The following is an 11,630-nucleotide window of genomic DNA, read 5'->3' on the forward strand; positions in this document are numbered from 1 at the left end:
CGTCCCGCCCGGCGCCCGGCTCAGAGCTTTCTGAACAGGCCCTCCTGGACCACCGACACCAGGAGCTGCCCCTCGCGGTCGTAGATCCGGCCCCGCGCGAGACCCCGGCCGCCCGTGGCGATCGGGGACTCCTGGTCGTACAGGAACCACTCGTCCGCGCGGAACGGCCGGTGGAACCACATCGCGTGGTCCAGCGACGCCATGTCGAAGCCCCGGGGGCCCCAGAGCGGCTCGATCGGAATGCGCACCGCGTCGAGGAGCGTCATGTCCGAGGCGTACGTCAGGGCACAGGTGTGGATCAGCGGGTCGTCGCCGAGCGGCCCCACGGCCCGCATCCACACCGCGCTGCGCGGATCCGCGCCCTTGACCTCGTCCTGGGTCCAGCGCAGCCGGTCCACGTACCGGATGTCGAAGGGCTGCCGACGGGCCATGCGCTCCAGGGCCTCCGGCAGCGCCCCCAGGTGCTCGCGGATCTCGTCGGCGAGGTTCGGCAGGCTCTCCGGGTCCGTCAGGTGCCGCGGCGGCAGCTGGTGCTCGAAGGCGCCCTCCTCCGGCCGGTGGAAGGAGGCCGTGAGGTTGAAGATCGTCCGGCCCTCCTGGACCGCCGTGACCCGGCGGGTCGTGAAGGACCGGCCGTCCCGCACCCGCTCCACCTGGTAGACGATCGGCACCCCGGGCCGCCCGGGCCGCAGGAAGTAGGCGTGCAGCGAGTGCACCGGCCGGTCGCCCTCGGTGGTGCGGCCGGCCGCGACGAGGGCCTGTCCGGCGACCTGCCCGCCGAAGACCCGCTGCAGCGACTCCTGCGGGCTCCGCCCGCGGAAGATGTTGACTTCGATCTGCTCCAGGTCGAGCAGATCCACGAGCCTCTCGGCCGGATTGGTCACGTCGGTTCTCTCCTCTACAGCTGTCCGACGGCCGTCACGCGGACGACCGCGCGGCCCTCCTCGTCGGAGGCCGCGAGATCCACCTCCGCGCTGATGCCCCAGTCGTGGTCGCCGTTCGGGTCGGCGAAGGTCTGCCGGACGCGCCACAGGCCGTGGGCCGCGTCCTCCTCGATGGCGAGCAGCTTCGGGCCGCGCGCGTCGGGGCCCGTACCGAGGTCGTCGTACTCGTCCCAGTACGCGTCCATCGCCTCGCCCCACGCGTCCGCGTCCCAGCCGGCCTCGGAGTCCATCTCGCCCAGCGCGTTCAGGTTGTCGAGGGCGGCCAGCTCCACCCGGCGGAACATCGCGTTGCGCACCAGGACCCGGAAGGCGCGGGCGTTGGCCGTGACCGGCTTGACCTGGTCGGCCTTCTCCTGGGCCTCCTCGGCGGTCTGGATCTCCGGGTTGGCGAGCTGCTCCCACTCGTCGAGCAGCGAGGAGTCCACCTGGCGCACCATCTCGCCCAGCCAGGCGATCAGGTCCTCCAGGTCCTCGGTCTTCAGGTCGTCGGGGATGGTGTGGTCGAGTGCCTTGTACGCGCTCGCGAGGTACCGCAGGACGATGCCCTCGGTCCGCGCCAGCTCGTACCAGGAGGTGAACTCGGTGAAGGTCAGGGCCCGTTCGTACATGTCACGGATGACCGACTTCGGCGACACCGGGTGGTCGCCGACCCACGGGTGCGACGTCCGGTAGACGTTGTACGCGTGCCAGAGGAGCTCCTCCAGCGGCTTCGGGTACGAGATCTCCTGGAGCCGTTCCATCCGCTCCTCGTACTCGACACCGTCCGCCTTCATCCGCCCGACGGCCTCGCCGCGCGCCTTGTTCTGCATGGCGGCGAGGATCTGGCGCGGGTCGTCGAGCGTCGACTCGACGACGGAGACCATGTCCAGGGCGTACGAGGGGGACTCGGGGTCGAGCAGGTCGAAGGCGGCCAGCGCGAACGTCGACAGCGGCTGGTTCAGTGCGAAGTCCTGCTGGAGGTCGACCGTCAGGCGGATCGTGCGGCCCTCGGCGTCGGGCGTGTCCAGCTGCTCGACGACACCGCCGTCGAGCAGGGAGCGGTAGATCGCGATGGCCCGGCGGATGTGCCGCAGCTGCGCCTTGCGCGGCTCGTGGTTGTCCTCCAGGAGCTTGCGCATCGCCTCGAAGGCGTTGCCCGGGCGGGCGATCACCGAGAGCAGCATGATGTTGGTGACCTTGAAGCGTGAGGTCAGCGGCTCGGGCTCGGCGTCGATGAGCCGTTCGAAGGTGGTGTCGCTCCAGGCGACGAAGCCCTCCGGAGCCTTCTTGCGGACCACCTTGCGGCGCTTCTTCGGGTCGTCGCCGGCCTTGGCGAGCGCCTTCTCGTTCTCGATGACGTGCTCGGGCGCCTGGGCGACCACGTATCCGGCGGTGTCGAAGCCGGCCCGGCCGGCCCGGCCCGCGATCTGGTGGAACTCACGGGCGCGCAGCGTCCGCACCCGGTTGCCGTCGTACTTGGTGAGGGCGGTGAAGAGGACCGTGCGGATCGGGACGTTCACGCCCACGCCGAGGGTGTCCGTCCCGCAGATCACCTTCAGGAGACCGGCCTGCGCCAGCTTCTCGACGAGCCGCCGGTACTTGGGCAGCATGCCCGCGTGGTGCACGCCGATGCCGTGGCGGACGTAACGCGAGAGGTTCTGGCCGAACTTGGTGGTGAAGCGGAAGTTGCCGATCAGCTCGGCGATCTTGTCCTTCTCCTCGCGCGTGCACATGTTGATGCTCATCAGCGACTGCGCGCGCTCGACGGCCTGCGCCTGCGTGAAGTGGACGATGTAGACCGGCGCCTGCCTGGTCTCCAGGAGCTCCGTCAGGGTCTCCGTGATGGGGGTGAGCACGTACTCGTAGGAGAGCGGCACCGGGCGGGTCGCCGAGCGGACCACCGAGGTGGGCTTGCCCGTGCGCCGGGTCAGGTCCTTCTCGAACATCGACACGTCGCCGAGCGTCGCCGACATGAGGACGAACTGCGCCTGGGGGAGTTCCAGGATCGGGATCTGCCACGCCCAGCCGCGGTCCTGCTCGGCGTAGAAGTGGAACTCGTCCATGACGACCTGGCCGATGTCGGCGTACTTGCCGTCCCGCAGCGCGATCGACGCCAGCACCTCGGCCGTACAGCAGATCACGGGCGCGTCCGCGTTCACGGAGGCGTCGCCGGTCAGCATCCCGACGTTCTCGGTGCCGAAGATCTTGCACAGGTCGAAGAACTTCTCCGACACCAGCGCCTTGATCGGCGCGGTGTAGAAGGTCACCTGGTCGTTGGCGAGCGCGGTGAAGTGGGCCGCCGCCGCGACCAGCGACTTCCCCGATCCGGTGGGCGTGGAGAGGATCACGTTGGCCCCGGAGACGACCTCGATCAGCGCCTCTTCCTGGGCCGGGTAGAGCGTGATGCCCCGGTCCTCGGCCCAGGAGGAGAAGGCCTCGAAGAGGGCGTCGGGGTCGGCGGTCGGCGGAAGCTGATCGATAAGGGTCACGCCCCCCATCTTGCCTGGATTCCGCTCGGATGAGGGAACCGGCCACCGGTTCGAAGATCACGGACGATAGGCTCGTCCGTCGACCGGTCGTCAACTGGGCGTCGGCAGGGGAGAAACGGGGCGGGCCAACCATGATGGGACCGGCACACTCGCTGTCCGGAGCGGCGGCCTGGCTGGGTGTCGGGGCGGCCGCGGCGGCCTTCGACCGGCCGATGCCGTGGCCGGTCCTCGTCGTCGGCGCGCTCATCTGCGCGGGCGCGGCGCTCGCGCCCGACCTCGACCACAAGTCGGCGACCATCTCGCGCGCCTTCGGTCCGGTCTCCAAGGGCCTGTGCGAGATCGTCGACAAACTGTCGTACGCCGTCTACAAGGCCACCCGCTCCACCGCCGACCCCCGCAGGTCCGGCGGTCACCGGACCCTCACCCACACCTGGCTCTGGGCGGTCCTGACAGGCGGCGGCGCCTCCGTCGCGGCGGTCACCGGGGGCCGGTGGGCGGTGCTCGCCATCCTCTTCGTGCACCTGGTCCTGGCCGTGGAAGGCCTGCTGTGGCGGGCCGCCCGGGTGTCCAGCGACATCCTGGTCTGGCTGCTCGGCGCGACCAGCGCGTGGATCCTGGCGGGCGTCCTCGACAAGCCGGGGAACGGCGCGGACTGGTTCTTCACCGCCCCCGGCCAGGAGTACCTGTGGCTCGGGCTGCCCATCGTGCTGGGCGCCCTCGTCCACGACATCGGCGACGCGCTCACCGTCTCCGGCTGCCCGATCCTGTGGCCCATCCCGGTCGGCCGGAAGCGCTGGTACCCGATCGGCCCGCCGAAGGCCATGCGCTTCCGGGCCGGCAGCTGGGTCGAGCTGAAGGTCCTGATGCCCGCGTTCATGGTGCTCGGCGGGGTGGGCGGAGCCTCGGCGCTCGGCTTCTTCTAGCCGAGCGCCCAAGGGCCGGGCCGGGGCGTCGCACGACGCCCCGGCCCGGCCCGCTCTCCCCCTCCGGCGTCACCCGTGCCACGACCTCCACAGGGCCGCGTACGCTCCGTCCGCCGCGACCAGCTCCGTATGGCTGCCGAGCTCGCTGATCCGCCCCGACTCGACCACCGCGATCAGATCGGCGTCGTGCGCGGTGTGCAGCCGGTGTGCGATGGCCACGACCGTCCGCCCGTCCAGGACCCGGCCGAGGGACCGCTCCAGATGCCGGGCCGCGCGGGGGTCGAGCAGCGAGGTCGCCTCGTCCAGGACCAGGGTGTGCGGGTCCGCGAGGACGAGCCGGGCCAGGGCGATCTGCTGGGCCTGCGCCGGGGTCAGCGAACGGCCGCCCGAGCCGACCTCCGTGTCCAGGCCCTCGTCGAGCCCCCGCGCCCAGGTGTCCGCGTCCACCGCCGTCAGCGCCGCCCACAGCTCGGTGTCCGCGGCCCCCGTCCGGGCCAGGAGCAGGTTGTCGCGGAGCGAGCCCACGAAGACGTGGTGCTCCTGGTTGACCAGGGCCACGTGCTCACGGACCCGCTCGGCGGGCATCCGCGCCAGCTCGGCGGCGCCGAGGGTGACCGAGCCGGTCCTCGGGGCGTAGATGCCCGCGAGGAGGCGGCCGAGCGTCGACTTGCCGGCGCCGGACGGGCCGACCAGGGCGAGCCGGGTGCCGGGCGCCACCCTCAGGGACACCTCGTGCAGCACGTCGACCCCCTCGCGGTAGCCGAACCGGACGTCGTCCGCCCGGACGGCCCGGCCCTCGGGCCGCACCTCCGCGTCGCCGGCGTCCGGCTCGATGTCGCGGACGCCGACGAGCCGGGCCAGGGACACCTGGGCGACCTGGAGCTCGTCGTACCAGCGGAGCACGATGCCGATCGGGTCGACCAGCATCTGGGAGAGCAGCGCGCCCGTCGTCAGCTGTCCGACGTCGATCCAGCCCTGCAGGACGAACACCCCGCCGAACAGGAGCACGGCGAGCAGCACGGTCGTATGGGTGAGGTTGACGGCGGGGAAGAGCACCGAGCGCAGGAAGAGCGTGTACCTCTCCCAGGCGACCCACTCCGAGATCCGCCGGTTCGACAGCGCGATCCGGCGGGCGCCGAGGCGGTGCGACTCGACCGTGCGGCCCGCGTCGACCGTCTCGGCGAGGGCGGCGGCCACCGCCGCGTACCCCGCGGACTCCGAGCGGTAGGCGGCCGGTGCCCGCCGGAAGTACCACCGGGAGACCACGACGAGCAGGGGCGCGGCGAGGAGCGCGGCGAGCGCGAGCGGCGGCGCCGTGACCGCGAGGCCGCCGAGCAGCAGTCCGGCCCACACGACGCCGATGGCCAGCTGGGGCACGGCTTCGCGCATGGCGTTGGAGAGCCGGTCGACGTCGGTGGTGATCCGGGAGAGCAGGTCGCCCGTACCGGCCCGTTCCAGGACGCCCGGCGGCAGGCCGACCGAGCGGACGAGGAAGTCCTCCCGCAGGTCGGCGAGCATCTCCTCGCCGAGCATGGCGCCGCGCAGCCGGACGAGCCGGACGAAGAGGGTCTGGACGAGCAGGGCCGCCGCGAACAGGGCGATCGTGCGCTCCAGATGGAGGTCACGCGCGCCGGTGGCGAGCTTGTCCACCACCGATCCGAGCAGGTACGGGCCGGCCATCGAGGCGACCACGGCGACCGCGTTCACCCCGATGAGCAGCGCGAACGCCCGGCGGTGGCGGCGCAGCAGCTCGCGTACGTAGCCGCGGACGGTCGTGTGGGCGGCGACGGGCAGTGTCGTCGCCGTCGTCGGGGCCGCCGGATCGTACTCCGGCGGCGCCAGGCCGATCATGCCGATTCCCCTTCCAGTGCTTCGAGTGCGTCGCTCGCGTCGAGCGCGCCGACCGGTGCGGTGCCGGCGTCTCCGTCGACCGGGTCGGCGGGCGGCGCCTTCGCGGCGAGTTCCTCGTCGGTCTCGCGGGTGACGACCGCGCGGTAGCGCGGCTCTCGGGAGAGCAGTTCGCGGTGGGTGCCGACGGCGACGGCCTGGCCCCCGTCGACCAGGACGACCCGGTCGGCGCGGTCCAGGAGCAGCGGCGAGGAGGCCAGGACCACGGTGGTCCGGCCCGCGCGCAGGGCGCCGATGCCGGCGGCGACCCGTGCCTCGGTGTGCGCGTCGACCGCCGAGGTGGGCTCGTCGAGGACGAGGACCTCCGGGTCGGTGACGAGGGACCGGGCGAGGGCGAGGCGCTGGCGCTGGCCGCCGGAGAGCGACCGGCCCCGCTCGGTGATCCGGGTGCGCATCGGATCGCCGTCGGCGTCCACGGACGCCTGGGCGAGCGCGTCGAGGACGTCGTCGCACCGGGCGGCGGCCAGGGCCCGGTCGGGGAGCACCTCGCCGGATCGTGGCACGTCCAGCAGCTCGTGCAGGGTGCCCGAGAGCAGGACCGGGTCCTTGTCCTGGACGAGGACGGCCGTACGGGCGGTGTCCAGCGGCAGTTCGTCGAGGGGGACACCGCCGAGCAGCACCGAGGTGTGCTCCTCGCCCGGATCGGCCGGGTGGCCGCCGAGCCGGTCCGCGAGCCGCCCGGCCACGTCCGGGTCGCCGCAGACGACCGCGGTGAAGCGGCCGGCCGGTGCGAGCAGCCCGGTCAGCGGGTCGTACAGGTCTCCGGTCGCCTTGCGGTCCTCGTCCCCGTCCGCGCCGGCGGTGGTGCCGGCCGTGCGGGCCAGCGCCAGGACCCGGGCGGCCCGTTTCGCGGACGGCCGGGAGAAGGAGAAGGCCATGGCGATCTCCTCGAAGTTGCGCAGCGGGTGGTACGTCAGGGCCACCGCGCTGTAGACGGTGACCAGTTCGCCGACCGTGATCCGCCCGTCGAACGCGAGGCGCGCGCCGTACGCCACCACGGTGATGAGCAGGATGCCGGGCAGCACGACCTGGATCGCGGAGATCAGCGCCCACATGCGCGCGCTGCGCACGGCGGCCGCGCGGACCTCCTGGGAGGCGGCGCGGTAGCGGTCGAGGAACAGCTCCTCGCCGCCGATGCCGCGCAGCACACGGAGCCCGGCGACGGTGTCGGAGGCGAGCTCGGTGGCCCTGCCCGCCTTCTCGCGCTGGACGTCCGCCCGGCGCGTGGCGCGGGGGAGCAGCGGCAGGACGGAGAGGGCGAGGACCGGGATGCCGACGGCCACGACGACGCCCAGGGCGGGCTGGTAGGCGACGAGTCCGACGCAGATGACGACGAGCACGACGGCGCCGGCGGCGAACCGCGACAGGGCCTCGACGAACCAGCCGATCTTCTCGACGTCGCCGGTGGACACGGCGACGACCTCGCCCGCGGCGACCCGCCGGGTCAGGACGGAGCCGAGTTCGGCGGTCTTGCGGGCGAGGAGCTGCTGGACGCGGGCGGCGGCCGTGATCCAGTTGGTGACGGCGGTGCGGTGCAGCATCACGTCGCCGACCGCGATCGCGGCGCCCAGCACCGCGAGGAGCAGTCCGGCGAGCCCGAGGCGTCCGCCGTCGCGGTCCACGACCGACTGGACGGCGATGCCGATGCCGAGGGGCAGTCCGGCGATGCCCAGGTGGTGCAGAAGTCCCCACAGCATGGACTTCACCTGCCCGCCGAGCTGTTGACGGCCGAGCCAGACGAGGAACCGGGTGCCCGAGCGGACATCGGGCACGCCTGGGTCGGCGAAGGGTAGATCTCGAATCTGCATGGCGTCCCAGGGTCTCCGGGTCTCGTCTGGGGGGGAACGCACGCCGGGGGTGTGCGACGGCGGGGAAGGCCGTGCAAGGTTCGCGTCTTCCCCCAGGTGCGGCAATCGATTTTCCCCACGGGGGAACAGATCGCGCCATGTCCGCTCATCGTCCTCTGGACCGCACGGCGCCGAGCACGCTTCACTCCAGCCCCATGAGATCACTCAAGATCATGAGCATGCTCAGCGGTCTGGTCCTCGCCGCGGGCGCGCTCCTCGCCGCCCACCCGGCCGCCGCCGACGGCCCGAACGGCCCGACGCCCCCGGCCGAGTTCACCTCCGACTGGCACGACCCGGTCACCGCCGCCCCGCCCGTCGAGACGCCCGGCACCCGCAGCTGCGAGATCACCCTGGCCGCCGCCCGGTTCCGCGACTTCACGCCCTACCAGGGCGGTTACACCCCGCCGAAGGAATGCGGCACCCGCTGGAACAAGGTCGTCCTGCGCCTCGAAGGACAGGTGAAGGGCCGCCAGTACGACCGCCTCGGGTACCTCACCGTCGGCGGTGTGGAGATCCTCCGCACCTCCACACCGCAGCCCTCGCCCGACGGCATCACCTGGTCGGTCGAGAAGGACGTGACCCGCTACCGCGACACCCTCAGCCGCCCCGGCGCCGTCGAGATGCTCATCGGCAATGTCGTGAACGAGACCTACACCGGCGTCCTCGACGTCCGCGTCACCCTCACCTTCCACACCGCCCAGGGCCGGGTGAAGCCCGCCGCCGGTACGCCCGACCGGGTGATCCCCCTCACCGGCCCCACCCTCACCACCCCGCGCAACACCGAGCGCGTCCTCGCCGAGGTGTACGCCACCGGCTCCGGCGGCGGCTGCGAGGAGTACTGGTACCTCTCCGTCCCCGACGCGGCCCCCTACTCCTGCCGGGCCACCGACGGACCGCACCGGGAGGTCCGCGTCTCCGTCGACGGGCGCCTCGCCGGGATCGCCGCGCCCTTCCCCACCGTCTGGACCGGCGGCTGGTCGAACCCCTTCCTCTGGTACGTCACCCCAGGGCCGCGCGCCTTCGACGTCCAGCCGATCCTGTACGACCTGACCCCCTTCGCCGCCGTCCTCAACGACGGCCGCGCCCACCGCGTGGAGGTCACCGTCGCCGGGGTCCCGGCCGGCCAGGCGGGCTGGTCCACCCCCACCAACGTGCTCCTCTGGCAGGACGAGGGCAGCCGGGTCGTCACCGGCGGCCTCGACCGCCACGAGGAGACCGCCCCGCGCAACTCCTCCGTCTACACGGCGGGCACCGCGGACTCCCTCCACCGGCTCGACACCGACGCCGGCCACCGGCTCACCGTCGCCGGACACCTGAACACCTCCCACGGCCGGGTCGCCACCACCGTCGACCGGACCGTCGCCCACGGCTCCGCACACCGCTGGGGCGAGGGGGAGAACCCGGACGCGTTCACCGCGCGCTGGACCGACCGCGAGACCGTGACCAGCGGCCGGACCGTCACCCGCGTCGACCGGACCTACACGATGGACGGCGAGACCACGATCGGCGCGGGCGACCGGCTGAGGACGGTCCTCACCCTCGGGGACCGCGCCGACACCACCGTCCTGCGCGACGGCCGCCGTCTGTCCTGGTCCCGGCTCGACGACACGTACACCGGGGACGCCACGTACACCACCGGTGTCCCGCGCGACCAGCGGCACGCGGTCGGCACCACGACCGAGCGCTACCGGCTGTACGGCTCCGAGGGCTGCCACGACCGCAGTCTGACGACCGTTCAGGGAACGGTCACCCAGGACCTGCGGCGCTGCTGAACCGGGCGGTGCCCGGCCCCGGGTGTGGAGGCCGGGCACCGCACGTGCGGGCCGCGCGCCGGGCACCCCGCGCCGGGTGCCGGGCGCCCCGGCGTCAGGCCGGCTTCACCGAGTCCACGCCCGACCGGGCCTTGCGCCACTCGCCGCGCGTGAAGTCGGGGATCTCCTGCGGCGCGCCCTGCGCCTTGATGGACGCGTGGCTCAGCGGCACCGGCGCCGTCCAGGTGGCGGCGTCGTAGACGTCGAAGTCCGGCACGAGCCCCAGCCGCATGCACTGCATCAGGCGGAAGATCATGATGTAGTCCATGCCGCCGTGGCCGCCCGGCGGGTTGGCGTGGTCCTTCCAGAGCCAGTGGTCGAACTCGCCCGCGTACGCGGAGAAGTCGGCCCACTGGTCGTCCTTGTGGTCCGGCTCCAGATAGATCCGCGCCGGGTAGTCCTCGAAGACCCCCCGGGTGCCGCCCAGACTGTTGACCCTGCTGTACGGGTGCGGGGTGGAGACGTCGTGCTCCAGGCGGATGACCCGGCCCAGCGCCGTCTGGACCAGGCTGACCGTCCGGTCGCTCCCGACGTACGTCTCCTTCCAGCTGGGGTCGCCGGCCGGCATGTGCTCCTCGCGGTACTCGGCGAGGCCCAGCGCCGGCGTGCCGAAGCTGCTGATGCTCACGGCCCGGTCGCCCCGGTTGACGTCCATGTAAGTGGCGACGGGGCCGAAGCCGTGGTTGGGGTAGAGGTCGCCCGTCAACTGCGTGTGCCAGCGCCGCCGCCAGGGGCCCTCGTAGTACGTCGGGGAGAACAGCAGCCCGCGCAGGTCGTGGTTGTACGCCCCCGCTCCGTGCAGGAGCCGGCCGAACTTCCCGGCGTGCGCCATCCGCAGCACCCGCATCTCGTTCCGGCCGTAGCAGCAGTTCTCCAGCTGCATGCAGTGGCGGCGGGTCTGCTCCGACAGGTCGACGAGGCCCCACAGTTCGTCGAGCCGCATCGCGACCGGGCACTCCACGCCGACGTGCTTGCCGCCCAGCATCGCCGCGCGGGCGATCGGGAAGTGGGTCTCCCAGGGCGTGGCCACGTACACGAGATCGAGGTCGGTGCGGGCGCAGAGGTTCTCGTAGTCGTTCTCGCCGTTCGCGTAGACGGCGGGGGCGGGCTGTCCGGCGGCCACGACCGCCGCGGCGGCCCGCTCGGCCTTGTCGCGCACGGGGTCGCACACCGCGCTCACCCGGACCCCGGGGAGCGAGAGGAAGTGGCCGATCATGCCGGCGCCCCGGTTGCCGTAGCCGACGATGCCGACCCGGACGGTGGAGCGGCGCTCGAAGGGGACCCCGGCCATCGTGGGCCCGAGGCGCTTCCGCCCGGCCGCCGCGGGGGACGCGGCGGCGGACGCGGCCGGGCCCGCCGGGGTCGCCGCCTCCGCGGCGGGGGCGCCGAGGGCGCCGATGCCGAGTCCCGTCCCGGCCGCCGCGGCGGTGGTCCTGAGGACCTCGCGGCGGCTCGGCTCGTGCGGTGACTGCTCGTTCATGGAACCTCCCGGAGCTGTGGGCGCGGCTGTTTCATGAATCCCGCTCAGGCCCACTGGCCCCGGTGACCGATGGTGCGCAAGGGCGCCGACAGGACTCTTGCGACAGGTAGTCGGACTGTACTGTTCCGGATCTCTCACCCGGCCGTACCGGACACCCACCCTCACCCGAACGTACGAAAGGCCCCTCACCACGAAGGGTGAGGGGCCGTCGGGAGCCGTGGGATCGTCAGGACCAGGTGCGTCAGGAAC

7 protein-coding genes are annotated in these 11,630 nt (G+C 72.7%); 2 read left to right on the plus strand and 5 right to left on the minus strand.

What is annotated here, in order from left to right; translation table 11 throughout:
• Window positions 1–20: 20 nt before the first annotated feature.
• Together AMK27_RS00925 and AMK27_RS00930 are read right to left on the minus strand one after the other, a co-directional pair.
• Complete coding sequence (locus tag AMK27_RS00925; protein WP_073902114.1) at window positions 21–884, minus strand: acyl-CoA thioesterase; 864 nt, start codon at window positions 882–884, stop codon at window positions 21–23.
• A gap of 14 nt (window positions 885–898) precedes the next feature.
• On the minus strand, window positions 899–3,412 hold the full coding sequence (locus AMK27_RS00930; protein ID WP_073903772.1) for a DEAD/DEAH box helicase: 2,514 nt from the start codon (window positions 3,410–3,412) through the stop codon (window positions 899–901).
• A 131-nt stretch (window positions 3,413–3,543) separates the two neighbouring features.
• Between AMK27_RS00930 and AMK27_RS00935 the strand changes: the two genes are divergently transcribed.
• On the plus strand, window positions 3,544–4,335 hold the full coding sequence (locus AMK27_RS00935) for a metal-dependent hydrolase (protein WP_073902115.1): 792 nt from the start codon (window positions 3,544–3,546) through the stop codon (window positions 4,333–4,335).
• 69 nt (window positions 4,336–4,404) lie between these two features.
• On the opposite strand, the gene AMK27_RS00940 is transcribed toward AMK27_RS00935, so the two are convergent.
• The gene (locus tag AMK27_RS00940; RefSeq protein WP_073902116.1) at window positions 4,405–6,186 is read right to left on the minus strand and encodes an ABC transporter ATP-binding protein; all 1,782 of its coding nucleotides are present in this window, start codon (window positions 6,184–6,186) and stop codon (window positions 4,405–4,407) included.
• On the minus strand, window positions 6,183–8,051 hold the full coding sequence (locus AMK27_RS00945; RefSeq protein ID WP_073902117.1) for an ABC transporter transmembrane domain-containing protein: 1,869 nt from the start codon (window positions 8,049–8,051) through the stop codon (window positions 6,183–6,185). The genes AMK27_RS00940 and AMK27_RS00945 overlap by 4 nt, the downstream gene beginning before the upstream one ends.
• 194 nt (window positions 8,052–8,245) lie before the next feature.
• On the opposite strand from AMK27_RS00945, the gene AMK27_RS00950 reads away from it, so the two are divergent.
• Window positions 8,246–9,862: a peptide-N4-asparagine amidase gene (locus AMK27_RS00950; RefSeq protein WP_073902118.1), complete on the plus strand. Its 1,617-nt coding sequence runs from the start codon at window positions 8,246–8,248 to the stop codon at window positions 9,860–9,862.
• A gap of 94 nt (window positions 9,863–9,956) precedes the next feature.
• Here AMK27_RS00950 and AMK27_RS00955 read toward each other — a convergent pair whose 3' ends face one another.
• Window positions 9,957–11,381, minus strand: a complete 1,425-nt coding sequence (locus AMK27_RS00955; protein WP_073902119.1) for a Gfo/Idh/MocA family protein — start codon at window positions 11,379–11,381, stop codon at window positions 9,957–9,959.
• Between the last annotated feature and the right edge of the window lie 249 nt (window positions 11,382–11,630).

The organism is Streptomyces sp. CB02009 (genome assembly GCF_001905825.1).
Classification (GTDB): Bacteria; Actinomycetota; Actinomycetes; order Streptomycetales; family Streptomycetaceae; genus Streptomyces.